This window comes from Flavobacterium chungangensis, assembly GCF_042654045.1.
GTDB classification, from domain to species: Bacteria; Bacteroidota; Bacteroidia; order Flavobacteriales; family Flavobacteriaceae; genus Flavobacterium; species Flavobacterium chungangensis.
Genome location: NZ_JBHSFY010000004.1, coordinates 93562 through 120152, shown reverse-complemented (window position 1 = coordinate 120152; position 26591 = coordinate 93562). Strand labels below are relative to the sequence as shown.

Below are 26591 nucleotides of genomic sequence, written 5' to 3'. Positions count from 1 at the left end.
AATTAACAATTTATAATTAACAATTTATAATTAACAATTTACAATTAGAAATATATGAAACTTAATATTTTAAAAACGGCTGGAATTTTGGCTTTGGCGCTTGTTTTATCCAATTGCGGAAACAAAAAAAATAACGATCCTCATTTTATAAAAGTAGGTGTAGCTTCTGGTCCAGAACTAAAAGTGGCGGAAGCGGCTAAAAAAGTAGCTAAAGAAAAATACGGATTGGAAGTAGAACTAGTTTCTTTCAACGATTACGTGATTCCAAATGAAGCTTTAAGCCAAGGTGATATCGATGCGAATGCATTTCAGCACAAACCGTATTTAGATGAGCAATCGAAACAAAGAGGTTACAAATTAGCCATTATCGGAAATACATTCGTGTATCCGATTGCTGGTTATTCTAAAAAAATAAAAAGCCTTTCTGAATTGAAAAACGAAAGCACGATTATTATTCCAAACGATCCAACAAACGGAGGACGTTCGTTATTGCTTTTGCAGAAAAACGGATTATTGAAATTGAAAGATGGTGTTGGTTTATTGCCAAAGGTAACTGACATTGTTGGTAATCCTAAAAACTTAAAAATTTTAGAACTAGAAGCGCCTCAATTGCCTCGTGCTTTAGACGACCAAAATGTGTCTATTGCGATCATTAACAATACTTTTGCTTCTGCAGCAGGATTGGTTCCATCTCGTGATGCTTTGTTTGTTGAAGACAAAGATTCTCCTTATGTAAATTTGGTGGTAAGCCGCGAAGACAATAAAAACGAAGAAAAAGTAAAACAGTTTTTACAGGCTTTTCAATCTCCAGAAGTAGAAAAAGCTGCTGAACAAGAATTTAAAGGAGGCGCGGTTAAAGGCTGGTAATTTTTTAAGTTAAAAGTTAAAAGTTATGAGTTATGAGTTATAAGTTAGGAGTGTTGCCTAACTTATAACTCATATTTTTTTGTACTATACGTACATTTATTCAAACATAGCCCGTGGTTTCAACCACGGGAATACGCGGTTAGTATTAACCCTTAACAATTATATAAAACAATCTGTTGATTTTGTAAGGTTTACGTTTTTTTATTGAATTAAATTAGAGTTCAATTTTTAAAACAAATGCCATGAGATCAATTTGGACAGGTTCGGTAAGTTTTGGATTAATTAATATTCCAATAAAAATGTTTTCGGCGGTGCAGGAAAGCACTCTGGATATGGATATGCTGGATGCGAAAGATCACGCTAATATTAAGTTTAAACGTGTTAACGAAAATACGGGCAAAGAAGTAGATTTTGCCAATATTGTAAAGGGATATAATCTGGAAGGTAAATATATTGTTTTGGAAGATTCTGATTTTGAAGCTGCAGACGCCATTAAAACTAAAACAATCGATATTGAAAGTTTTGCTTTCGAAAAAGAAATCCAAAGTATTTATTACGAACAGCCCTATTATCTTGAACCCGATAAAGGCGCCATGAATGCCTATGGCTTGCTTCGCGATGCGCTCGAAGCTTCAGGAAAAGTTGGTGTTACAAGATTTGTACTGAGAAATAAAGAAAGTCTGGCAATTCTAAAACCGTACAAAAATGTCATTGTTTTAAACCGAATTCGATTTGAACAGGAGATTAGAAGTACAGCAGAATTAAAATTGCCTCCAATGTCTAAAAAATCGACAAAAGAAATGGACATGGCAGAAAAACTAATCGATCAGCTAACGGAGAAATTTGATATTTCTGGCTTTAAAGACGAATATACCGCCAAGCTTTTGGATATCATTAAAAAGAAAGCCAAAGGAAAACCGCAAAAAGCAGCTCCAAAACTAAAAGTCGTGCACAAACAAAGCGACGATTTAATGGAAATGCTGAAAGCAAGTCTGGAAAACAAAAAGAAAAAATCGTCTTAAACGTTTTGACTATTTTCTAGTTTGTGAATAATCTTTTTAATATTGGCGCCTTTCGATAAAACGGGTTTCCATAAATCGCCTTTTTTTTCAAAACGACTTAATGCATTTTTGATGATAAATTGCGAAGGATGCAGTTTTTCAGTCACTTCACTCCATTCTAAAGGCGTAGAAACTGTTGCGCCAGGTTTTGGACGAACAGAATACGGCGCTGCCAAAGTTTGTCCGCGTCGGTTTTGTAAAAAATCGATGTACAGTTTATTTTTCCTTTTTTTGATGCTTCTGTCAATCGAAGTAATATCGGGCAGTCTGGAATGTACTTCTTTGGCAATTAATTCGGCTAGAATTTTAATCGAATCATAATCGTATTGTGCGCCAAGCGGAATGTAAATATGAAGCCCAGAAGCGCCCGAAGTTTTGCATAAACATTCGGTTTCCAATTCGTCTAAAACTTCTTTTACAACCAAAGCAGTTTGAACCACTAGTTTAAAGTCGTCTTTTGCAGGATCTAAATCAATTACAAGCCAATCTGGATTCTGAATATGTTTTATGGTCGAATTCCACGGATTCATTTCGATACAGCCTAAATTGGCCATATAAAGTAGTGTTTCTTTATTATTGCAAATAAGATAATCAATGTTGGCATTGTTGGATTCTGAGAAGATTTTTTTGGTTTTAAGCCATTTCGGAATTTTATCGACATCGACATCTTTCTGATAAAAACTAGGAGAATCAATTCCGTTTGGGAAACGGTTCATCGATTCTGGACGATCTTTTAAATACGGCAAAATCAATTCTGAAACTTCATTATAATATTGTATAATATCACCTTTTGTAATACCATCTTTTGGAAAATAAATTTTATTCTGATTGGTGAGATGTAAGGTCGTTTTACCAATTTTTAAATCGTAATCGTTCCCAGTTTTGTGTTTGTTTGATTTTTCCATTTCAATTAAATTAGAACTCCCATTAATATCGTCTTTCAAATTGATTTTGCCATTGATATTGCCATTGATATTGCCATTGTCATTGATATTGTGATTGCCATTGCCATTAAAATTAACTTCTTCACCTTTTTTATCAACCCTTAATCCTAGATAAACAGGATGTCGCAAATGCTGATCCTGCGTCCATTCGGAAAATTTTACCTGACAAACGACTTTTGGTTTTATCCATTGAATGGGATCGCGTAAAGAGATTTTTTCGTCAAGCGGAGATTTTTCTATAAAGTAAGGCTCGAGTTGAGTGTATAAATCTTTCAGCACAGCTTCTGTAAAACCCGTTCCGCATTTACCAATATATTGCAGTTTTTTACCATTATATTGACCTAAAAGAAGCGCGCCAAAATACTTTCTCGAATTTTTAGGTTCGGTGATTCCGATAATTATGGCTTCCTCTTCATTTGCTGTTTTTATTTTAAGCCAGTTTGTACTTCTTCTGTTTGCAGCATAAGTGCTATCGGCTCTTTTGGCAATTATGCCTTCCGTTTTATTTTTAAGTGCTTTTTCAAACTGTTTTATTCCGTCGCCAACGGTATGTTCAGAATAAAAAACATTCGAAAAAAGATATTTATTGAAGAGAATTTTCAGCAGTTCTTTTCGTTCCAAAAGCGATAATTCAGTAATCAGATTTCCATCCAAATTCAATAAATCAAAAACATAATATTTGAGATTTCCGATTCCGGTTTTCATATAGTTTTGAAGCAGTTGGAAATCGGCTTTTCCTGCATCATTCTCGACCACAACTTCGCCATCTAAAACTACGTTATGATCTATTTGTTGTAATTCTTCGGCGATGGACTTAAAATTATCAGTAAAAGAAAGTTCGTTTCTGCTATACAAATCGACTTGTTGTGCATTAATAACGGCAATCGTCCTGTACCCGTCGTATTTATTTTCGAAAACCCATTCATCATCATCAAAAGGTTTTTCGCGTACGCTGGCAAGCATGGGTTTTATAAACTCAGCTATTTCAACTTTCGGATTAGACTTTTTTTTTGCCGTTTTTTTCTCAACTGTTTTTGAAGACAGTTTTTCAGATTTTTTTATAAGCTGTTCCAAACTTCTTTTAGAAATAACCGATTTATTTTTTTCTAAAATATCTTCAGTAAAAGCATACTTGTCATTTTTCTTGATTAAAAGCCAGGCATTTTCTTGTTTGCCGTGAAGTTTGACCAAGGAAAATTCGCCTTTGAGTTTTTTTCCTTTTAAAACAAAACTCAAGCGCCCTTTTTCTAAATCACTTAATAATTGTTTTTCGTCCGAAGCTGTTTTTTCATCCGAAGTATACGTTCCATTATCCCAAACAATTACATTTCCAGCGCCGTAGTTTCCTTCTGGAATTGTACCTTCAAAATCCTTGTAACTGTAGGGATGATCTTCTACCATCATTGCGAGACGTTTTACTTCAGGATCCATTGACGGACCTTTTGGCACTGCCCAGCTTTTTAAAACGCCATCCATTTCTAGCCTAAAATCGTAATGAAGATGCGATGCGGCATGTTTCTGCACGACAAAAATCAGTTCGTTTGCCGATTTTTCCACTTTTCCTTTTGGTTCGCGGGTTTGTTTAAAATCTCTCTTTTGATTGTATTTAGACAGTGACATAAGCTTTCAGAAGTATTAAAGCGTAAGTAAAATATAGTAAAGCGCCGTTGCTGTGAAGGCAAAAATAATATGGGCAAAGAACAGCTGAATATAATAACCTTTAAAATCAATTGGGGGTTGATGATTGGTCATTTTAAATATAATAATCCAGCTGAGTATGCCAATTACACCACTGATAACTCCTAATATAAGAGCACTTAGTGGAGAAATTGGTAAAATATCCTTCACCCATACTATATGATATCCCATAACAAATAGAAAACCAATAATGTAATGTATCAGCCATCCTAAAATTTTTCTAGATTTTTCGGAGAGATTGATATTTGTTTTTTTTAAAGCAAAACTCAATAAAACAGGTTCTTTATACAATTCTCTAAAGTTTTTTGACATAACATAACTAAACCAAGTCATGGCTGATGTCGCCCCAATAGTAATTAATAGTAATTGTATAGTGATGTAGATCATAAAAACCTTTTTGAATTAAACTCTATTTCAAAGTTACTTTTAAAAAGGCTCTTTTATGTTATAGGATTAAAAAAAGCACTTATATAATTATCAGTAAAATATTGGTTTTCAAATATTTTAAGATTCGAATGTTATAACCGTTAAGTATAAATTTTAACTTGAAAACTAATCTAACTTTGGTTGTCTATTGTTTGAAAAACCGAAACAATTCTGATATAATTATAAATTTATTTTGACAAGTGAAAATAGCGAAGACAATGTAACCACTTCGTTTATAAAAGCATTAGGAAGATATCATTTCTGGGAAATAGAAAAAATGTTGTAATAGATTACATGATTGGCTGTCACAAAGACAGCCTTTTTTTGTTTTATACGCATTTATATTCAAACATAGCCCGTGGTTTCAACCACGGGGACATCCACATAAGAAATCTCATTGTGTTCCCTGTGGTTGAAACCACGGGTTATGTTTTATAAAGATGCATTTGAATCTATGAAGCTAAACGATTGGCTATGTTTTCATTAATTAAAATTACTTCAATTCTCCAAAATAATTGCTAAACAGGTACTCAAAATAGAAACTGCTTTTTCCATTTCTTCCTTTTCCAAATTCCCAAATCCTAAACGGGTCGCAGTAAGATTTTTGGTTTGATATAAAATGGTCTTTGGCAGAAATAAGCCCTGTTTGGAACATTCTTTTTGAAACTGAACCAGATTAAAATGATCCAGCCATTCGACCCAGATTGCCAGTCCTCTTGGTGGAATTTTAAACTTGATTCTATCTTTAAGTTTTTCATTAAGAATTGTAACAAAATAATCGCGTCGTTCTTTGTAGATTTTTTTATTTTTTTTAGAAAGGCGGTGCACTTCGCCTTCGGTAATCCATTCGGTAAGAACCTGTTCTTTTATAACATCAATTCGTGGTTCAAGAATGTTTTGATGCTTTTCGAGTTCTTTGATAAATTCCGCAGGCGCAGCCACAAAACCATAACTGAATCCTGATGGCAATGATTTTCCGAAAGAACCGATATAAACTACTTTCTGATTGGAATCAAACGCGGCTAATGGCAAAACAGGATTATTATCGTAATGAAACTCAAAATCGTAATCGTCTTCCAAAATCACAAATCCGTATTGATTGGCCAATTCCAAAACTTCGATTCTTTTTTTTGCACTAAGCGAAATAGTCGTGGGATAATGATAATTGGATGTTAAGTATAAAACCCTGATTTTTGTTGTTTCGCAGATTTCTTTTAAACGTTTGGTGTCAATTCCATCTTCATTTACCGGAATAGAAATTATTTGTGCTCCAGTATTAGTTAGCGTCATGTTTGACATATAATATCCCGGCGAAGCTACAACCACTTTATCGCCTGAAGCAATAAGAACTTTTGTAACCAAATACAAAGCAATTTCGTGACTGCTTGTCGTAAGAAGATTTGAAGTTGAAATGCGAATTCCTCGAGTAAGATTCAGATAATTAGAAAAATGAGTTTTAAAATTCGAATGCGAACGCAATTCTATCTGCTCGTAGGTTTTAGATGTTTTTCGTCTTTTTAGCTTTGAAACGTATAATCTCGCCAGAACATCGGTTTGAACTAATCTTAAATCAGGCATTCCGTCATTAAATTGATAAGGCAAATTGCTAATTTCAATCGGATTTTCAAGAATAGTAGAACGCTGAAAACTAAAGCCAATATTATCTTGAGATACATTTTGTTCTTTCGAAAGAATAAACTCAGCCTTGTTTTTTTGTTTTTGTTGGGATAAAATAAAAGTTCCTTTGTTCGGAAGTGTTTCAATCCAGCCTTGGGATTCTAAATCCTGAAAGGCTTTGATTAAAGTGTTTCGGTTAACAGAAAGTACTTTACATAAAATTCTGGTACCGGGAAGTTTGGTGCCTTCGGGAAGAAAACCCGTTTGTATGGCTTTGATAAACTCAAAAACAAGTTGCAGATAAATAGCAGTGCTTTCTTCTGGTTTAAGCTGAATAAAGCTTTTAAAAGGAATTTCAACCGGACTATCCATAATTTATAAACTGACACTTTTTATTAGTACGGCAAGATACTGCTTTTCTAAAAATTTTTAGAAAAAAAGAAAAGTGATCTTTCCTAAATAAGTGCTAGAACGATGACCAAATCAAACTATTAAGTCCGGCTGAAATATTTTTATTTTATTGAATAAAATGGAATTAACCCATTGGCTGAAATTAATCAAGCATTTAACTGCGTCATTTTCTTCTGCGAAGTTTATACTAATTACGGTGATTATATATTCTCAAAAACAATTCATTCCGTAGGAATGTTTCATCGGTAGAATTAAATTTGAATTGCGATTATACGTTCCGTAGGAACGTTTGGTTGGTAAAACAGAACGCGGTTATATAAAATCAGGTGTTCCTCTGGAACACAATGCAAAATGACATATTCTTTTTCTACCGACCAGATATTCCTACGGAATATTAAATTGTAACTCGTTGCGTAATTTATTATGATCTTAATTAGACTTTAAAAATCAATTTCTTTTTGTAGAAAATCCATAAAATGAATGACCAGAAAACAGCATAAGATAAAGCATAAGCGAGTGATGCATTTAATGGGTTTTCAAAACAAGGAACAATTCCATGATTATAAATATAAGCTTGAAGTCCAATTTCTTCGCCAGCTTTTTCAGGGTCGGCTACTTTTATGCCACTTAAAACTCTCGGAATTATTCCAGAAAAGAAAAATACAATCATCGGGTTAACACCCCAGATCAGGAATAATTTCGTCCATTTTTTATGTCCTTTAATGTCAATTATATAGTACAAAAGCGTTAAACATAATGTTGCAATTCCGGCTGTGTATAAAACATAAGAACTTGTCCAAAGCGATTTGTTAATAGGGAAGAAGATGTTCCAGATTAAACCTCCAATTACTAAAGCAGTTCCTGCAATGGAGGTCTTTTTTACGATTTCCATTTTATCAACCGATAAATTTAACAGCTGACCTATGTACATTCCTAAAATTCCAGTTCCAATGGCTGGCAAAGTGCTTAAGATTCCTTCTGGATCCCAAGTTTTAGATGAAGCCCATAAATGTCCGTTTAGAAGTGTATCGTCTATCCAAGCGGCAAGATTGGTTCCTTTATCAAAATTGGCTGGACCAAATCCAGGAACGGGAACAAAAGCCATTACAAGCCAATATCCAATTAAAAGCGTGGCTAAAACTAAAAGCTGTGTTTTTAAATTGGTCTTTAAATATAAAATCGAAGTAAAGAAATATACAATCGCAATACGCTGTAAAACGCCTGGAATTCTGGTATCATCAAAATGTTCCAAACCACTAAATGATAATGAGATAAGAATTAGAAATACTCCAATGGCAAGAATGGTTTTTACTTTCATTGAAAAGTTACCTAATAAAGCATAAGCAACGGCAAAAGCAATTACTAATCGTAACCCTAATAACGGAATTCCTTCTAAACCAAATAAATGGATTCTGCTGAAAACACTTAAAAATAATCCTAAACAGAAAATTCGAAGGGAGCGAACTAAAATTTTATTGAAAACGCTTCCGTCAAAATGTTTTACAGGCATTGCAAACGGAATAGCCGTTCCCATAATAAAAACAAAAAATGGGAAAACTAAGTCAGTAGGCGTACAGCCATGCCATTCAGCATGTTCTAAAGGCGGGTAAATAGAGGACCAGCTTCCCGGATTATTGACAATCGTCATTAAGAGAATGGTAAATCCTCTAAAGACATCGAGTGAAGTTAAACGTTCTTTTGTCATTGGGTTGATATTTTAGATAGGGTTAGAATTTTAGAATATAGATTTTAGAATATAGATTTTAGAATATAGATTTTAGAATATAGATTTTGAGATTTTTTGGTTTTGGAATTTGGAATTTAAAATTTGGAATTTTTATTTCATTATCGCGTTTTGAATGATCTGTTGGATTTCTTCTCTGATTTTTCCTTTAGCTAATTTGTTTTCGTCATTTACTATTTCTGGATAGGTTCTATTGGATAGAAATACATACACAATTTCGGTTTCTGGATCTGCCCAAGCCATGTTTCCTGTAAAACCGGTGTGGCCGAAACTTGCTTCAGAAACACAGTCGCAGGTTGGTCCGCCTTTGTGTACTCTTTTATCAAATCCTAGTCCGCGCAGAACGCCTTGATCTTTGTAATAGCAAGTATTAAAAGCATCAAAAGTCTGTGGAGAAAAATATTGAATTCCGCCGTAATTTCCTTTTTGGAGATAAAGCTGCATCATTTTGGCTACATCCATCGCATTAGAAAAAATTCCTGCATGACCTGCAACTCCGCCTTCCATTGCCGCAGCCATGTCGTGTACATAACCTTGAATGACTTGATGTCTGAAATAGTTATCAATTTCAGTTGGAGCAATATTGCTTTTATCAAATTTGTCTAATGGATTATAAAGCGTATTGGTCATTCCTAGTGTACTGTAGAAGTTTTCTTGGCTCAGTTCTTCTAATTTTTTATGTGTTTTTCTTTCTAAATATTCTTTTAAAATGATAAAAGTAAAATCGCTGTATTTGTATTCTTTTTTTAGAGCTACAGGACTTTCAGCAATGATTTTCATAATTGTATCATGATAATCATTTCGAATATAAAGATTGTCTGCAACTTTCGTTGTAAAACCGTTTTCTGCTGCTTTTCGGTAGTATTTTTCAGAAGGTTGGTTGTTGCTGTCTAATGTCGTTTTGTAAAACGGAATCCAAGCTTGAAGACCTGCATAATGATTTAGCAGATCTTTGAAAGTGATGTTTTCTTTGTTTGTTTTAGCAAAAAAAGGCAGCATGTCTTTCAGTTTAGTATCCAGTTCTACTTTGTTTTTATCATACAATTGCATCACATTTGGCAATGTTGAAATCATTTTTGAAATCGAAGCCACGTCGTATAAATCTGAATCGGTTACTTTTTTTCCGTTATCATAAGTTTGCGCTCCGTACGATTTCTGAAAAATAACATTCCCTTTTCTGGCAACCAAAACCTGCATTCCCGGAGCCATTTTTCCGTCAATTGCTTTTTGTGCCACAGCATCGATTTTGGATAGAATTGCCGGATTCATATTTACATTTTCTGGAGCTGTAAAAGCCAGACGATTTAGTTTTTCGGTAGTTAAACCATCATTTACATGGAAAGCATCATTTATAGAAACAGGCAATTTCCCTTTGGCTTCGATGGCACCAAAAAGCATTCCTGCCGAAACAACCTGACTAATATCTGAGTTTTGATACGAAACCACCAATCCTTCAATATCATCAAAATTGTTGATTGATAATAACGAATAGGGTTTTGCAAAAATGTCCAAAATCACATTGTTGTGTTTTGCAATTTCTTTCAGCCAAAGCATTTCTTGTAATGTGAATTCTTGTTTTTCCCAAGCTTTATTTACTTTATGATAGCTGATAATAACCTTGTCGAATTTTTTCAATTCTTTATTCAGACTGTCAAGATTGGTATCTTTTACTTCTGTGATTTCGGTATATTTTTTTAAGGTCGAAATAAAAGTGCTATTGGTGTCTTCACCTAATTTTATATAAGCGATTTTTTCACTTAAATCTTTTATCGGAAGAATTTCTTTTTCGTTTTTTAAAACCGTAATAGCATTTTCATACAATTTATAATGCAAAGCGTCATTTTGCGACGGATTTAAATCATTATATAAATTATTTAAATCAATCGGTTTGTATTTGTTTAATCCTGCTTTGTATTTAAAATGAAGAATTTTTTTAACCGAATGTGCCAATCTTTCTTCAGTAATTACTTGCGTATTGTAAGCCTCTTCCAATTTCTGAAAAGCAACGGGTACATTTTCTGGACAAAGCAAAATATCATTTCCTGCTAAAATAACAGCGATTTCTAGATCTCCAGGACCTTTAAAATTTGCCGCACCTTTCATCGCCAGACCGTCTGTAAAAATTAAGCCATTAAAACCTAATTCTTTTTGAAGTAGATTAGTCACCACATTATAAGAAGCAGAAGAAGGGCAGTTTGGTTGGGATTCTAAACTCGGAATATTAAGATGCGCCACCATAACAGAAGCCAAACCTTCGTCAAACAGTTTTTTGTACGGATAGAGTTCAACTAATTCCATTCGTTCTTTAGAAAAATTAACGGTAGGCAAAGCGTGGTGCGAATCGGTTGAAGTATCGCCATGTCCAGGAAAGTGTTTTCCCGTGGAGAAAACGCCGTTTCCTTGTATTCCTTTCATTAAAGCAAGAGCTTTTTCGGTTACATTAACTTTGTCTTCACCAAAAGAACGGTTTCCGATAATTGGATTTTTCGGATTGGTATTAATATCCAAAACGGGTGCAAAATTGAAATGAACGCCGATTCGTTTGTTTTCGGCAGCCATATTTCTTCCCACATTTTCAATTAAACTTAAATCCTGAATCGCTCCCAACGTCATATTCCAAGGATAACGATACGTTGAATCTAATCGCATGGCTAATCCCCATTCGGCATCAATTCCGATCATTAAAGGCACTTTTGCTTTTGACTGATATAAGTTGGTTAATTTCGCCTGACGAACTGGCCCGCCCTGAAAGAAAATAACGTTTCCTATTTTATAATCTTCAATCATTTTACTGATCTGGTTAACATGTACAGAATCTTTGTTGGAATAGGCAGAGACCATAAACAATTGCCCGATTTTTTCCTGTACTGTCATTTTGTTATAAATACTATCAACCCAAGTGGTTTCTTTATCAGAATCTTTAAAGAAAGTTTTTTTGGCTGAAGTGTTTTTTGGTACATAAACAACAGTGTCTTGTAAAGGAATATCCTTTTTATCATCTGCTGCACCATTAGTTTTTTTGGATGCGCAATTGGTAATTAAAAATATAAAAGCGGCGTATAGACTAATTTTTATGAAGGAGTTTTTCATATAATTTTTTTTAAAAATTAATTTGAGTTTAAGTGCATTAAACTCAAATTGATTCATCAATAGTACTAAGCTGAATTAGAAACTTATTTCTTTCTCACTGCGAGAACTGGTAATAAATAATCCTAAATAAGTAATTAATCCGTTTAGTATAATTAATTCATTATCAAAAACATATCCTGCAAATAAAACTTTAGAATATTCATTGATAAAATAAGTAAACAATGGAGAAAGCAAACATATAAACGGAACCAGTTTGTCGTTTACATGTCTTGATTTTTGGAATAACCCAAAAGCGTATAATCCTAATAATGGACCGTAAGTGTAAGAAGCAACTTTAAAGATCATTCCAACTACAGAACTATCATTAATTGAGTTGAAAACTAGGATGATAAAAAAGATTAAAATAGAAAAACTGATATGCACTAAATGTCTGATTCGTACAGTATTTTTCTTGTGGCTGTTTTCTGCTTTGTCCATACCTAAAAAGTCAACACAAAAAGAAGTGGTTAAGGCTGTTAGGGCAGAATCTGTAGTAGCAAAAGTGGCAGCAATAATTCCTAATAAAAACACAATTGCAGGAATAAGTGCTAAGTGATTTAAAGCAATTTCAGGGAAAAGCAAATCGGTTCTTGGTTTTCCGGTAACTAAATCGGTAGGAACAGCAATTCCGTTTTTGTTTGCATAGATGTATAAAAGTGCTCCAACGCTCAAAAAGAAAATATTGATTACAACAAAGATTCCTGTAAAAGTGAACATGTTTTTTTGTGCTTCGCCAATGTTTTTACAGCTCAAGTTTTTTTGCATTAAATCTTGATCTAAACCTGTCATGGCAATGGTTACAAACATTCCGCCCAGAATTTGTTTTACAAAATGAAATTTACTGCCAAGAAAATCATCAAAGAAAAAGATCTTAGAATAGTTACTGTTTTTTACTTCTTCAAATGCGGTAATGGCACTCAAATCCATTCTGTCGCAGATGAAATAAATGGTAAGGAAAACAGAAGTTACAAGGAAAAACGTTTGTAAAGTATCGGTAATAATAATCGTTTTTAGTCCGCCTTTATAGGTATAAGAAAAGATAAGCAGCAACGAAATTAAAACCGTAAACGCAAAAGGAACATGATAAAAATCGAATACAAAGCGCTGTAAAACGATTACCACCAAATACAATCTGAAAGCAGAACTTATTGTGCGGCTAATTAAGAAAATAGAAGCGGCTGTTTTATAGCTAAAAAAGCCCATTCTTTGCTCGATATAACCGTAAATTGAAGTCAGATTCATTCGATAATATAGAGGCAACAGTAATTTGGTAATAACAATAAATCCAAGAGCATTTCCTAAAACAAACTGAAAATATTTAAATTGTTCACCGCTTGGTGCGCCAACTTCTCCAGGAACAGAAATAAAGGTTACTCCAGAAAGAGCCGTTCCAATCATTCCGAAAGCAACTAAATACCATTTTGAATTTTTATTGGCAGTAAAAAAGGCTTCATTTCCGCTGTCTTTTCTGCTGACTCTGTGTGATATATAGAATAATGTTCCGAAATAAATAATAATAAGGAGAAGAATGGTACTTGGTGTCATTTTATAGTTTTGGTGTTTTTTTTGGTTTTTATAAATAATTCAAATCAGAAATTTTTTTAATTGACCTAACAGATTTTACTCTGTTAGGTCGGTGTTAAAAACTCCAAAAAATGAATTTATTCAGCTTTTGAATTTGTATAAATCTATAAAAAGATTTTGATAGTGTGGTTTTTAGTTTTCCTGATTTTTGTTGTGAGCTGAAAGTACAGCTCTAACGCTTTTATGTGTGTGCAGTAATTCTTCGGCAACATCGTATTCAATGCCAAGTTCTTCCATAATCATCTTTATGCCGCGTTTTACCAGTTTTTCGTTAGACAGCTGCATGTCAACCATTTTGTTGCCTTTTACTTTTCCTAATTTGATCATTACCGAAGTAGAAATCATATTCAAAGTTAATTTTTGAGCCGTTCCTGCTTTCATTCTTGTACTTCCTGTTAAGAATTCAGGCCCTACAATTAATTCAATCGGATAATCAGCTTCTTGAGCAATAAGTCCGTTGCTGATACAAGAAATACTTCCTGTTTTAATATTGTGTTCTTTAGCTTTTTTAAGCGCTCCTAAAACGTATGGCGTATTACCAGAAGCAGCAATTCCGATAATCATATCTAAACTTGAAATTTCAAACTTAGCCAAATCTTTCCATGCTTGTTCTGTGTCATCTTCGGCATTTTCTACCGCTTTTCTAATGGCAGTGTCTCCACCGGCAATGATTCCGATAATCATGTCATGCGGAACACCAAAAGTTGGCGGACATTCAGATGCATCCAAAATTCCGATTCTCCCAGAAGTTCCAGCTCCGATATAAAATAATCTTCCGCCCAATTGCATTTTTTTTACAATGGCCTTAACCAGTTTTTCTATTTTAGGAATTTGTTCTTCAATAATATGCGGAACTTTTTTGTCTTCTGTATTAATGTTTGTAAGAAGTTCTTTCACGCTCATTTGATCCAAGTCTTTGTACAAAGATTCTTGTTCAGTTTCAGGATTTTTATTTTTCATTTTTCTTTTTTTTGATTTTTGAAACCGAGATTTTTCCAATATCAGGCTTCTCTATTTTGCATTAATAGTTTGATATTTTTATCTAGAATTTAATTTTAAAAACATAGAAACACAGGTTTTGATTTTTGTTTAAAAAGGTAACCAATCTTTAAAAAGCAAACCAAAGAGAACTACATTTCTGCATAGCAATATATATGTGTGTGTTTATGCTAATGAAACGCTTTTGTGTAAGTCTATCAAAGTCTATGTTTCTATTGTTTAAAAAATTAGGTCTAAGGGAACTGAATTAGAAATATTATTTATAAATCAGGTATTTTGTTCGCATTTTTTTGAAAGCTTCAAGATCTTTCTGCCAAGTCTTTCTTATTTGAGCTTCAGAAACACCGCTTTCAATTTGCTGCTGCAATTTTTTTGTTCCTGCCAGTTTGGTAAAAAATGCGTTGAAGAATTTTGTTTTATCGCTGGTATTCTGATACGCTTTAATAAGCCATTTCAATTCTAATTGTTTCAATTTCGGATAAGCAGTCAAATCTTCTCCAAAACATTCTTTTCCGTTGTATAAAGGATCTTTTGCGCCAAAATTGGGTTTTGGAGTAAAACTGAAATTAGTTTTGGTTAAATACGGAGAACCGTAGATTTGAAATTGTTTCTCAGTTCCGCGTCCCATGCTTACGTTTGTTCCTTCAAAAAGACATAAACTTGCGTATAAATTTATAGACTGGTCATTTGGTAAATTCGGAGATGGTTTTACCAGTAAACTATATGGCATTGTTCTGCTGTAATCTACACAAGGAATAACGGTTAGTTTACATTGAACGCCATCTTTTAGCCATTTCTCTCCATTTACCATTTGAGCATATTCACCAATTGTCATTCCGTGAAGGAGCGGAATAGGGTGCATACCAACAAAACTCGTAAATTCTTTTTCTAAAAGCGGTCCGTCAACAATAGAACCATTTGGATTGGGACGATCTAAAACAATAAGCGGAACGTTATTTTCGGCACAAGCTTCCATTACATAATGCAAAGAAGAAATGTAGGTATAGAATCGTGCTCCTACATCTTGCAGGTCAAAAATCATGACATCAATTCCAGATAGCTGCGCTGGTTTTGGTTTTTTGTTGTCGCCGTAAAGTGAAATAATAGGAAGACCTGTTTTCGGATCTTTTCCATCCACGATATGTTCGCCCGCGTCGGCTGTTCCTCTAAATCCATGTTCAGGAGCAAAAATAGTTTGAACAGCAATTTTTTTCTCCAATAGAAAATCAACTACATGCGTTTTATCAGATAAAATTCCGGTCTGGTTGGTTACAATTCCAACTTTTTTATCTTTTAAAAGCGGTAAGTATTTTTCGTAATTGTCTGCACCTGTTTTTATGACAGCATTATTAATTTCTGCTGAAATAACATTTTTATTGGGCTGAATGGCTTCCGAATATGACGTAGCACAAAACAGAAATGCTGTAACAAAAGTACTTTTTGCTATAAATTTTATCATTATTAAATACAGTTTATTAGTTAAATAAAGAATGGACTAATAAAATTAAGATTTTATTGGAGTATATGAATGTTTTAGGCAGATTTGGGGAATCTAAAAACTAACAAGATATAACCTGCATGAATCAGGAGTAATTTTTCTATTTGGTCTTTTTATTGGCCACAATGGGTTTAAAAAGAGTGTTTTAAAATACTGCCTCCGAAAAGTCTCACGTCGGAGGCAGTTGTATTAGATGTGGTATTTTAGTTTTTACCGAATTACCAGCCTGGGTTTTGTTTTAAATCGACACCTTGCGCTTTGTACAAATCAATGTCATTCGTTGGAATGTTCATTAAATAATGCTTAGGTTCGAAAGTTCTTGTGCTTGCTGGGTATATTTTCACATATCCATTTCCGTCCACAACAGTTTGCGATCCAACTGGAGTTCCAATTCTAGCTCCTAGGTTCACATCAGGGTTTTTGCTAGTGTCTAAGTAATCTCCTTTTTTCCAACGGTAAATATCAGCTTGTCTTAAAGTAGTCCAGCTCATGAATTCGATTTGACGCTCACGACGCACTTCCCAGATTAACGGATTTACTACTCCAGTTAATTGCTCTAAAGAAGAAGTTCTTCTTGGGTCGTTAATCTGAACACCATTTGCGGAAGCATTTACTCCGTCAGTAGTTAATGGAGCGATTCCTGCACGTGTACGAACTTTATTGATCGATAAATCAAGATCGCTGTTGGTTGCAGTTCCTAATTCGGCGCAAGCCTCAGCATAATTTAAATATACTTCGCTTAAAGTAAATAACGGAGCATCTGTATAGTTTCGTCCTCCAGTTGTAACGTCTGGACCAGTTGTAGCAGGGTTGTTGTACAATTCAAATACATAACCAGACATAGAAACCAAAGCAGTTGTACCAAAAGGTTTTCCTTTGTAACCGTAGTTAGCAGGATTAACCGTTTTGCCAAAACGAGGATCTCTGTTAGCAAATGTTTTAGCAGCCGTATCGTCACCAGTATATTGGCTGTTTCCAGCTTGCTGAATAGGCAATCCGTTTGTTGTTACGTAGCTATCAGCTGCCCATTTTGTTAAACCATACTGAATTGTTGAAGTATTGGTATAGTTTTGAAGTGAGTGCATTAATACGTTTGTTAAATAACGTTTTGCCAATATCACCTCTGTATTTCCAAGCAATTCAACTGAATTGTAAAGTCCTTTCCAATCTGCATTCAATTTGTAGCTTGGATTGTTCATGATCATCAATGAAGCTGCTTTTGCTTTGTTTAAGTAAGCGCTTCCATCTTGACCTAGATGGTATTTTCTGTACGTTCCTTCATAAAGACAAGCATTGCTTAAAGCTGCGTAAGCAGTGTATTTATTTGCCGTAACGTTTTTATCATCGCTAACCAACATTAAGTCTGCTGCTTCTTGTAATTCTGCAATTACTTTGTCCATAATTTCGGCTCTTGGTTTTGCAGGTGCATAAACTTCTGCATCACCTTGAGCTAAATATTGATCAGTATAAGGTACATCACCAAATTTTTGCACTAAACGGAAATACGTATAAGCTCTGAAAAATTTAGCAACTCCAATATAGTGGTTCTTTTTCTCCGTAGACATACTTACTGTTGGTACTTTTTCCAGCATCAGATTACAACGGCGGATAAGCGTGTAATACTCATTCCAAGAATAAAGATTCGTAGTTGCAGCTGTAACCGGCATTTGGTAGAAAGTAAAAGCGGACAAGTTATCATCTACTCTGTAATCACTTCCATGATAGTAAAAGAAAGAAAGTCCGATTGTAGTTCCGTTTCCATAACCATAAAAAGTATCATAATTAAGCCATGAAAAGGTTTTTACGTTATCTTCTGACTGCCAAAAGTTATCGTTTGTAAATTTATCTGCTGGATCATCAGTAAGATAATCTGAACAGCTAACTGCGCTTCCTGCAAGTAAAGCAGTAGCAAACATTAGCAGAAACTTAGATTTTATATTATATTTTTTCATTGTAAGAGTTTTGAATAGTTAGAGATTAGAAAGAGATATCAACACCAACTGACCATGTTTTTGTGTAAGGATAAGCTCTTCCCCAGAAAACTTCTGTTTCGTCGATTTCAGGATCTACAGGAAGACGTTTGTCTGCCCAAGTCGCAATATTTTCACCAGAAGTATATAATCTTACTTTTTCTAATCCTGCTTTTTTTACAAGAGCTACTGGCAAATTATATCCGATAGTAAAGTTTTTTAGACGGAAATAAGACATGTCTAACAAATATCTTGTCGAAGTAACAAAGTTGTTCTGACCTTGAGTACCTGACCCAAAAGTATTTGCTTCGTTACCATAGTATGGATTTGGAAAATAAGCATCTGTGTTTTCTGGAGTCCAGTAATCTGCTTGGTTGGCATACATTTGCTGAGGCGCACGGAAGAAAGGCAATACAGCATCTGAAGCAGCCCAGTAATCACGTTTTCCAACTCCTTGGAAGAAAGTAGAAATATCAAATCCGCGGAATTTACCACCCAATGTAATACCGTATCTGTAACGAGGAGTAGAGTTACCAATTTTTTTCAAATCTCCATGATCATCAGCAGTTCCAGCTCCACGAGTAATAGCTCCGTCACCATCTAAATCCACATAGTGAACGTCTCCAGCTCCGTATTTAAAGTTTCCACCCATTGTTTTAGAGTAGTCAACGCCATTTACCGTTTTTCCGTTATTAGTAATTACGTCATCAGCCTGAAGAAGTCTGTCACTGGTTAATCCCCAGATTTGTCCAATTTCAAAACCGTCATAATAAGGAGTTGTACCAGGTGTTACTAAAGCTAATAATTTAGAAGTGTTATTCCATTTTGTGATAACCGATTTAGAATCAGATAAAGCAAGATCAACAAAAACAGATGCAGTTTCGCTCAAATTTTTATTAAAGTTCAATGAAAGTTCCCAACCTTTGGTTCTCATGTTTCCTGAGTTAGTCTGAGCAGAAGTCTGCCCAAATGAACCAGGAAGTGTTATGCCCGGAGCAAGCATTCCTTTTGTATCACGCTGGTACCAATCGAAAGAAGCACCAAGCATATCAAATATTTTAACATCGATACCCACATCTTTGGTCATTACTTTTTCCCAAGTTAAGGCAGGATCTACGTTAGTTGGTAAGTTTGTAGAAGGTGGAAGAGTAGCGCCGCTGTTAACCCAAGAAGGATTTTTAGCTGTCATAATCGATAAGAAAGCATTGTTTCCAACGTTTTGGTTACCGATTGATCCGATAGAACCACGCAATTTAAGATCGTTTAACCATCCGCGAGTTCCTTCCATAAATTTCTCGTTCACAATTTTGTATCCTACAGAAGCAGAAGGGAAGAATCCCCATTGTTCGTTAGTAGGGAATCTTGAAGAACCATCATAACGAGCATTAAGCTCAACTAAATAAATTCCGTTGTAATCGTAATTCACACGACCAAAGAAACCAGCAATTGAGTATTCTGTTTCCGTCGGATTTAAATCTGTGTTTGCAGCTCCAGAAACAAATTGTTCTCCTACTGCAAGGTTAAATTCTGGTTTAGATTTGTCCAAAAGTGTATTTCTTCTTGCATAGTTACGCGATAAATTTTGCCATTCTGAGTTGAAACCAGCTAAGAATTTGAAATTATGCTTGTCAAATTGTTTTTTATAGTTACCATAAATGTTTACCACATTTGTAGTTGACTCTTGTTTTGATTGTCCAACGAAATCATTTCCTATTTCAAGAGTTGCAGGAGTAGCAGTTTGAATCGTAGTTGCATCGTATGGCATTGCAGACCAGCTGTCCCATGCTAAGAATTTACCACCATTTTGTTTTCTGTTGTAGTAATCGTTTACACTGCTAATTTCAGTGATAAGGTTTAAATCTTTTGTAATATCTGCTGTAAATCTAGCGCTTAACCTTGTATTACGTTTATTGTTTTCGTTTCTAGAAGCATTAGATAAATATCCTCCAGCTGTACGGAAATTGTATCCTCTGTAAGTTCCAAAATTCGGGAAATATTGCCCCCAACGTAGCGCATAACCAAAGTAACCTCCGTAACCTGTGTCATCGGTTCCAGAACCTCCATAATAGTTAAACGGCTGATCGTAAGAACTGTTGATTGTCATTACTTTGAAATCTCCAGTAAGCCAATCTGCTAATTTTGTTGTAAAACCTAAGTTGATGTTGATTCTTTGTCTTTTTTCCTGATTTACTCTTAACATACCATCTTGGTTGGTAAGTCCGAACGAAGCAAAGAATGAACTCTTGTCTCCTAAGTTTCCTTGAGCAGAAACATTATGTGTTGTTTGTAACGCATTGCTGGCATACAATTCTTTATTAGCATCCCAAACTCTATAAAAATAAGGAACACCATTTTTTATTTCCCAATCTTCTCCATAAACCATTTCATTACTGGTACGATTGTTTGCATATTTTTGTTTCCAGTTTTTAATTCCGTCTAATAAAATGCTGTAGTTCTGACCAAAAATCTCTGGAGTAGAACCATCCGTTCTTGTTCCTGCAGCGATCAATCCTGGAATTTCTTCTGTTGGATCTAAGAATTTAAGTGTAGAAATCGGATTTACAAAAGCAGTATTTGCTGAATACGAAAATCTCACTTTTCCTTCGCCTGTTTTTCCGCTTTTTGTAGTAATAAGAACAACACCAAAAGCAGCACGAGCGCCATAAATAGATGCAGAAGCCGCATCTTTAAGTACAGACATCGTTGCGATATCATTTGGGTTGATTAAAGATAAATCGGTAGGAACACCGTCTACTAATATTAAAGGATCGTCTGAACCATTAATTGTACCCGCTCCACGAATGTTGATTTTTGCGGCACGGTTAATATTTCCTGAGTTAAAATTAATGTTTACACCCGGAGTAGTACCTTGTAAAGCTTTACTAACATCAGTTAAAGGTCTGCTTCCAATTGTTTTAGCAACATCAATATTGGCAACAGCTCCTGTTAAATTCGTTTTTTTCTGAGAAGCAAAACCTACAACAACAACTTCGTCTAATTTCGAAGTGCTTTCTATAAGACCAACATTTATTTTCTGCTGGCTTTCCACTTTAATTGATTGAGTTTCATAACCCATATAACTAAAGCTTAGAGTTCGTCCCGGCGCTACAGAAATGCTGTAGTTTCCATCAAAGTCAGTGGTTGTGCCATTATTTGTTCCTTGAATAATAACGCTGACTCCTGGAATTGGAATTCCGTCTGTTTTGCTTTTTACTGTTCCAGTAACTGTTTTTGCTTGTCCAAATGCTGCTTGAATGCACAAAAACAACACTGAAATAAAGAGTAACTTTTTCATGATTAATCTGGTTTTTTATGGTTGTTGTTGAGCAAATATATTTATTTATTGCATATAAATGCATTATTTTGAATTTTTTTTCGAAAAATAATTTAAAAAACGCAAAATAACGCAATTTTTAATAAAAAATAATTATTGATTTTGTTTTTAAAATCTTACTAATGCATGATTTTGCAGTTTTTAAGCTCTTTTCTGATATAGAATGAAATATTTGATATATTTGTGATGAATTTTAACTTTTATAAAAAAATGCTGAAAGCCGAGAGACATAAATATATAATGACTAAACTTATTGAAGACCAAAAAGTTGTTACAACAGATTTAGCTTTGGCTCTCGATTTGTCTGAAGATACCATAAGAAGAGATTTGAATGAACTGGATAGTAGAAAGCTGTTAGAGAAAGTATATGGCGGTGCTGTTCAAGTTAAAGAAAAACCTGCAAATGTATTTGATATTGCCATAACAGCAGAAGAACAGAAAAAGCAAATCGTGACAAAAGCACTATCTCTTCTTCATGATGATCAGGTTATTATAATGAGTGGAGGAAGCACTAATTTGGTTTTTGCAAAGTTAATTCCGGCCGATTTGAAAGCTACAATATATACGTATAGTTTACCAATAGCCATGCAGTTGTCTCAGCATCCTAATATTGATTTGATTTTTATTGGCGGGAAAATGCAGAAAAACGCAATGGTAACAATCGGTATGGATGTGATTCAGGTGGTTTCTAAAATCAAAGCCGATATTTGTTTCATTGGTGCCAGCAGTATTAATATTAAACAAGGACTTACAGAAGTAGGTTACGAAATCTCAATTGTAAAAAAAGCAATGATAGAAGCTTCTGATAGAGTGGTTTCGATGTTTGCTTCAAATAAATTAAATACCAAAATGCCACATGGTGTTTGCGATCTTACCCAGCTGGATACTATTGTAACAGAATTAGATCCAGAAGATGAAAAACTAGATGAATATAAAAAATCTGGAGTCTTTATCTTATAATTTTAAACTTATCCAATGTAGTTTTTGCGTTTTGTTGCGTTATTTTAATTTTATTATGTTAAAAAACGCAAAATAATGTATTTGTATGCTTTTTGTATCTATATTTGTTAAAACTAATTTTATTAGTCAAATATATTTATGAAAAACATTCCTCCGTTTGCTTACCATTTCTGTGCTGTATTTGAGGAAGTTAGAAGCTTCTAAATAGGAACTTTAATAAATATTGAATTCTAATAAAATTTAGAATGTATTGTTTTTGCGAAATGCAGAAATAAAACATGTATTAAAGAACCAAAAGCAACAGAACCAATTAAATGTCCGATTCTCTTCAACTACAAGAATTAGAAACTTCACTAGAAGGAACTCTTTTTTATGATGACCTTCATAAAAAAATATATGCCACAGATGCCTCTGCTTATCGAATTATGCCTCTTGCCGTGGCCATTCCAAAATCAGAAAATGATATTGTAAATATTATTCGGTTTGCTTCCAAAAATAAAATTTCCATAACGCCAAGAACGGCAGGAACATCTTTGGCGGGACAGACTATTGGAAGCGGAATCATTGTAGACGTCTCAAAACATTTTAATAAAATTGTTTCTTTTGATCCTAAAAAGAAAACTATAACCGTTCAGCCTGGAGTAATTCGCGATGAACTGAATTTATATTTAAAACCCCACGGATTGTTTTTTGCTCCAACAACATCCACAACCAATAGATGTATGATTGGCGGAATGGTTGGAAATAATTCATCGGGAACAACTTCAATTCGTTATGGCGTTACCCGAGATAAAATTGTAGAAATAAAAGCCGTTTTAAGTGACGGAACTACTGCAGTATTTAAAGATTTAACTTCGGATGAATTTATTGAGAAAACAAAAGGAGATTCTTTAGAAAATAAAATTTATAAAACGATTTACGAAGAACTTTCGAACAAAGAAAATCAGGAAGAAATCTTAAGAGAATTTCCAAAACCAGAAATTCACAGACGAAATACAGGTTATGCAATTGATGTTTTGCTGAAAGCGAAACTTTTTTCGGGAACAGAAGATACCATCAATTTAGGAAAACTCCTTTGCGGAAGTGAAGGAACTTTGGCCTTTACAACAGAAATTACTTTAAAAGTAGACGATCTGCCACCAGTAAACAATATTATGGTTGTGGCACATTTTCATACCATTCAAGAAAGTTTAGAAGCTGTTGTGACCGCAATGAAACATCATTTATACACTTGCGAAATGATGGATGATACAATTTTAGATTGTACCAAAACCAATAGAGAGCAGGCTAAAAACCGATTTTTTATTGTGGGAGAACCAAAGGCAGTTATCATGCTCGAGGTTGGATCTCACATTAGTATGGAAGATGCCGAATTGCAAGCCGATGCTTTAATTAAAGATCTTCAAATTAATGGTTTCGGATATGCTTTGCCAAAAATTTATGGAACCGATATTGACAAAGTAAACGAGGTAAGAAAAGCAGGTCTCGGACTTTTAGGAAGTATTGTTGGAGATGATAAAGCTGCCGATTCTATTGAAGATACAGCGGTAGAATTAAGCGATCTTCCCAATTATATTGCCGATTTTGCAGCGATGATGGAAAGACACGGACAAAGTGCGATTTATTATGCGCATGCTGGAGCGGGAGAGCTGCATTTGCGTCCAAAGATAAATTTGAAGACAAAAGAAGGATTACATCAGTTTAGAAATTTATCTACTGAAGTAGCACATTTAGTTAAAAAATACAGAGGTTCGTTAAGCGGTGAACATGGCGACGGAATTCTACGCGGAGAATTTCTGCCGTTTATGATTGGCGATAAAAACTACGAACTGCTAAAACGAGTAAAAAAAGCATTTGATCCTAATACGATTTTGAATGTTGGGAAAATTGTAAATGCTTCTAAAATGGATGAAAATCTTCGTTTTGAAGCGGGACGAGTAGAGCCTGAAATAAAAACGATTCAGGATTTCTCGGATAGTTTAGGGGTTTTGCGTGCCGCAGAAAAATGCAACGGTTCGGGCGATTGCCGTAAAATGCCATCGGCAGGTGGAACTTTATGTCCGAGTTATCGTGCCACGAGAAACGAAAAAGATACAACGCGTGCACGCGCCAATGCGTTAAGAGAATATCTGACGAATTCAGAAAAAGAAAATAAATTTGACCACGAAGAATTATACAAAGTTTTCGAATTGTGTGTGAGCTGTAAAGCCTGCGCAAGCGAATGTCCGAGCAATGTTGATGTGGCAACTTTAAAAGCAGAATTTTTATATCAATACCAAAAAGCAAACGGATTTTCTTTCCGAAATAAAATCTTTGCTTTCAATTCAAAATTGAATGAATTGGGAAGCATTGCGCCATCTGTTACCAATTGGGCTTCTAATCTTTCATTCGTTAAAAAACGTATGGGAATTGCGCCTGAAAGACAAGTGCCGTTATTGGCTCCAAAGACCTTTAAAAAATGGTACGAAAAGAACAAAAAGCTTTATGCAACGAACTCTTTTGAAAATGGAAGCATTTATCTTTTCTGTGATGAATTTACCAATTATTATGATGTTTCGGTCGGAATCGATGCTTTTGAATTATTAACCAAATTAGGTTACAACGTAATTATAATTGATCATGAAGAAAGCGGAAGAGCTTTTATCTCAAAAGGTTTTCTGGAAGAAGCGCAGGAAATCGCGAATAAAAACATCAATACTTTTAAAAATATAATTTCAGAAAATACGCCTTTAATCGGAATTGAACCTTCGGCAATATTGACTTTCAGAGACGAATATATCCGATTGGCTGCAGATAAGGAAAGCGCGGAGAAATTAGCCCAAAATACTTTTACAGTCGAAGAGTTTTTCAAAAGAGAAATTGGAAACGGAAAAATTCACGCTGATCAATTTTCTGAGAAAGAGAAAAATATCAAAATTCATGGCCATTGCCATCAAAAATCATTGAGCAGCGTAGAAGCTTCTTTTGCGATGCTGAATATTCCAAAAAATAATACGGTTACGATTTATAATTCGGGTTGTTGCGGAATGGCAGGTTCATTTGGATATGAAAAAGAACATTACGAAATCAGTATGAAGATGGGAGAAGATACGCTGTTTCCGAAAATTAGGGCAACAGAGCGATCTACAGAAATTGCAGCTGCAGGAACCAGCTGCCGCCATCAGATTTTTGACGGAACGAGCAGAAAGGCCATGCATCCCGTAACTATTTTAAAAGATTGTTTGAAATAATTTTTTGTATTTTCCCAGTGCTTTTCAAAAATATTATTTTATAAAAACATCAATTATGAAAAAAACAATTTACACTTTCTTTCTTCTTTTTATAGCCTTTGCAGTCCAAGCGGCGAAGGTTGATACTTTGCAAGTTTTTAGTCCTTCGATGCAGAAGAACATTAAAACTTGTGTAGTAGTTCCGGATAATTATAAAAAGAGCAAAAAAGCATTTCCTGTGGTTTACTTGCTTCATGGCTATAGCGGAAATTATGGTTCTTGGGCGAAAGATTTTAAAGAACTAGGAAAACAAGTAGATCAATACGGATTTATAGTGGTTGGAGTAGATGGAAATTATTCAAGCTGGTATTTTGACAGTCCGATAGATCCGAGTTTTAAGTATGAAACTTATGTGGTAAAAGAACTAGTCCCGTTTATTGATAAACAGTACAGAACAATTGCAGACCGTAAGGCAAGAGCTATTTCAGGTTTGAGCATGGGCGGGCATGGTGCTTTGTATCTGTCATTTAAACATCAAGATGTATTTGGCGCTGCAGGAAGTATGAGCGGAGGAGTAGATTTTCGTCCGTTTCCTGAAAATTGGGATATCAAAAAACGATTAGGACCAATTACCGAATTCCCAGAAAACTGGAATCAAAACACGGTTACCAATATGTTAGACTTGGTAAAAGACAACAAATTAAAACTGATTATTGATTGTGGAGTTGATGATTTCTTTATGAAAGTAAACAGAGAACTGCATGCAAAAATGTTGGATCTAAAAATAAATCACGATTACATCGAACGTCCAGGAGAACATAATCTTAAATACTGGGAGAATTCATTAAAATATCAGCTGCTGTTTTTTTATGATTTCTTCAACGAAAATATAAAAACAAAGTAACGTTAAGTGCATTGCGAACTACCGATAATTCGTAATGCATAAATTTTGGTTGGTTATCCTAACAGGTTTTCAAAACCTGTTAGGTATTTTTTTAGCCACAGATTAAAGGATTAAAAAAGATTTTTTTGTCAAAAATTAAATCCATTGAATCTGCTAAATCTGCGAGAGTAAAAATAGCCACAGATTAAAAGATTAAAAAGATTTTTTTGTCAAAAATTAAATCTATTAAATCTGCT

General features: G+C 34.4%; 15 protein-coding genes. 5 read left to right on the top strand and 10 right to left on the bottom strand.

What is annotated here, in order from left to right:
• Nucleotides 1–54 precede the first annotated feature (54 nt).
• Together metQ and ku are read left to right on the top strand one after the other, a co-directional pair.
• Nucleotides 55–867 carry a methionine ABC transporter substrate-binding lipoprotein MetQ gene (gene metQ / locus ACFO3N_RS07840; RefSeq protein WP_379796640.1) on the top strand — a complete coding sequence of 271 codons (813 nt, stop codon included), beginning with the start codon at nucleotides 55–57 and terminating at the stop codon, nucleotides 865–867.
• 242 nt (nucleotides 868–1109) lie between these two features.
• Complete coding sequence (gene ku / locus ACFO3N_RS07835; RefSeq protein ID WP_379796638.1) at nucleotides 1110–1889, top strand: non-homologous end joining protein Ku; 780 nt, start codon at nucleotides 1110–1112, stop codon at nucleotides 1887–1889.
• Here the strand turns inward: ku and ligD are convergent.
• The 10 genes from ligD to ACFO3N_RS07785 all read right to left on the bottom strand — a co-directional run bounded on the left by ligD (nucleotide 1886) and on the right by ACFO3N_RS07785 (nucleotide 21243).
• Entirely contained in the window at nucleotides 1886–4492 is a 2607-nt protein-coding gene (gene ligD, locus ACFO3N_RS07830; RefSeq protein ID WP_379796636.1) for a DNA ligase D, read from the bottom strand. The two genes, ku and ligD, sit on opposite strands and share 4 nt — an antisense overlap.
• A 15-nt stretch (nucleotides 4493–4507) precedes the next feature.
• Nucleotides 4508–4957 (bottom strand): hypothetical protein, encoded by a 450-nt coding sequence (locus tag ACFO3N_RS07825; protein ID WP_379796634.1) that lies wholly within the window; start codon nucleotides 4955–4957, stop codon nucleotides 4508–4510.
• 537 nt (nucleotides 4958–5494) lie between these two features.
• Nucleotides 5495–6985, bottom strand: coding sequence for an aminotransferase-like domain-containing protein (locus ACFO3N_RS07820; protein ID WP_379796632.1), 1491 nt, complete (start codon nucleotides 6983–6985; stop codon nucleotides 5495–5497).
• A 472-nt stretch (nucleotides 6986–7457) separates the two neighbouring features.
• Nucleotides 7458–8729: an acyltransferase family protein gene (locus ACFO3N_RS07815; protein WP_379796630.1), complete on the bottom strand. Its 1272-nt coding sequence runs from the start codon at nucleotides 8727–8729 to the stop codon at nucleotides 7458–7460.
• Nucleotides 8730–8861: 132 nt separating this feature from the next.
• On the bottom strand, nucleotides 8862–11858 hold the full coding sequence (locus ACFO3N_RS07810) for a glycoside hydrolase family 3 N-terminal domain-containing protein (protein ID WP_379796628.1): 2997 nt from the start codon (nucleotides 11856–11858) through the stop codon (nucleotides 8862–8864).
• A 75-nt stretch (nucleotides 11859–11933) separates the two neighbouring features.
• On the bottom strand, nucleotides 11934–13442 hold the full coding sequence (locus ACFO3N_RS07805; protein ID WP_379796626.1) for a sodium:solute symporter: 1509 nt from the start codon (nucleotides 13440–13442) through the stop codon (nucleotides 11934–11936).
• Nucleotides 13443–13613: 171 nt separating this feature from the next.
• Nucleotides 13614–14441, bottom strand: coding sequence for an N-acetylmuramic acid 6-phosphate etherase (gene murQ, locus ACFO3N_RS07800; RefSeq protein ID WP_250836957.1), 828 nt, complete (start codon nucleotides 14439–14441; stop codon nucleotides 13614–13616).
• A gap of 295 nt (nucleotides 14442–14736) precedes the next feature.
• Nucleotides 14737–15939 (bottom strand): exo-beta-N-acetylmuramidase NamZ family protein, encoded by a 1203-nt coding sequence (locus tag ACFO3N_RS07795; protein WP_379796624.1) that lies wholly within the window; start codon nucleotides 15937–15939, stop codon nucleotides 14737–14739.
• Between the two features lie 257 nt (nucleotides 15940–16196).
• On the bottom strand, nucleotides 16197–17930 hold the full coding sequence (locus ACFO3N_RS07790) for a RagB/SusD family nutrient uptake outer membrane protein (RefSeq protein ID WP_379796622.1): 1734 nt from the start codon (nucleotides 17928–17930) through the stop codon (nucleotides 16197–16199).
• Between the two features lie 25 nt (nucleotides 17931–17955).
• Complete coding sequence (locus ACFO3N_RS07785; RefSeq protein ID WP_379796620.1) at nucleotides 17956–21243, bottom strand: SusC/RagA family TonB-linked outer membrane protein; 3288 nt, start codon at nucleotides 21241–21243, stop codon at nucleotides 17956–17958.
• A 249-nt stretch (nucleotides 21244–21492) separates the two neighbouring features.
• Between ACFO3N_RS07785 and ACFO3N_RS07780 the strand changes: the two genes are divergently transcribed.
• From ACFO3N_RS07780 to ACFO3N_RS07770, 3 genes are all read left to right on the top strand, one after another.
• Nucleotides 21493–22242 carry a DeoR/GlpR family DNA-binding transcription regulator gene (locus ACFO3N_RS07780; RefSeq protein WP_379796618.1) on the top strand — a complete coding sequence of 250 codons (750 nt, stop codon included), beginning with the start codon at nucleotides 21493–21495 and terminating at the stop codon, nucleotides 22240–22242.
• 314 nt (nucleotides 22243–22556) lie between these two features.
• A complete protein-coding gene (locus ACFO3N_RS07775; RefSeq protein ID WP_379796616.1) occupies nucleotides 22557–25472 on the top strand; it encodes an FAD-binding and (Fe-S)-binding domain-containing protein in 2916 nt (971 codons plus the stop codon).
• Between the two features lie 55 nt (nucleotides 25473–25527).
• Entirely contained in the window at nucleotides 25528–26355 is an 828-nt protein-coding gene (locus ACFO3N_RS07770; RefSeq protein WP_379796614.1) for an alpha/beta hydrolase, read from the top strand.
• Nucleotides 26356–26591 lie beyond the last annotated feature (236 nt).

Bases quoted from the DNA above. Each gene is read 5' to 3' on its own strand.
- ACFO3N_RS07815 (WP_379796630.1), bottom strand. From the start codon at position 8,729: ATGACAAAAGAACGTTTAACTTCACTCGATGTCTTTAGAGGATTTACC.
- ACFO3N_RS07825 (WP_379796634.1), bottom strand. From the start codon at position 4,957: ATGATCTACATCACTATACAATTACTATTAATTACTATTGGGGCGACA.
- ACFO3N_RS07790 (WP_379796622.1), bottom strand. From the start codon at position 17,930: ATGAAAAAATATAATATAAAATCTAAGTTTCTGCTAATGTTTGCTACT.
- ACFO3N_RS07795 (WP_379796624.1), bottom strand. From the start codon at position 15,939: ATGATAAAATTTATAGCAAAAAGTACTTTTGTTACAGCATTTCTGTTT.
- ACFO3N_RS07780 (WP_379796618.1), top strand. From the start codon at position 21,493: ATGCTGAAAGCCGAGAGACATAAATATATAATGACTAAACTTATTGAA.
- murQ (WP_250836957.1), bottom strand. From the start codon at position 14,441: ATGAAAAATAAAAATCCTGAAACTGAACAAGAATCTTTGTACAAAGAC.
- ACFO3N_RS07810 (WP_379796628.1), bottom strand. From the start codon at position 11,858: ATGAAAAACTCCTTCATAAAAATTAGTCTATACGCCGCTTTTATATTT.
- ACFO3N_RS07770 (WP_379796614.1), top strand. From the start codon at position 25,528: ATGAAAAAAACAATTTACACTTTCTTTCTTCTTTTTATAGCCTTTGCA.
- ACFO3N_RS07820 (WP_379796632.1), bottom strand. From the start codon at position 6,985: ATGGATAGTCCGGTTGAAATTCCTTTTAAAAGCTTTATTCAGCTTAAA.
- metQ (WP_379796640.1), top strand. From the start codon at position 55: ATGAAACTTAATATTTTAAAAACGGCTGGAATTTTGGCTTTGGCGCTT.
- ACFO3N_RS07775 (WP_379796616.1), top strand. From the start codon at position 22,557: ATGTCCGATTCTCTTCAACTACAAGAATTAGAAACTTCACTAGAAGGA.
- ligD (WP_379796636.1), bottom strand. From the start codon at position 4,492: ATGTCACTGTCTAAATACAATCAAAAGAGAGATTTTAAACAAACCCGC.
- ACFO3N_RS07785 (WP_379796620.1), bottom strand. From the start codon at position 21,243: ATGAAAAAGTTACTCTTTATTTCAGTGTTGTTTTTGTGCATTCAAGCA.
- ku (WP_379796638.1), top strand. From the start codon at position 1,110: ATGAGATCAATTTGGACAGGTTCGGTAAGTTTTGGATTAATTAATATT.
- ACFO3N_RS07805 (WP_379796626.1), bottom strand. From the start codon at position 13,442: ATGACACCAAGTACCATTCTTCTCCTTATTATTATTTATTTCGGAACA.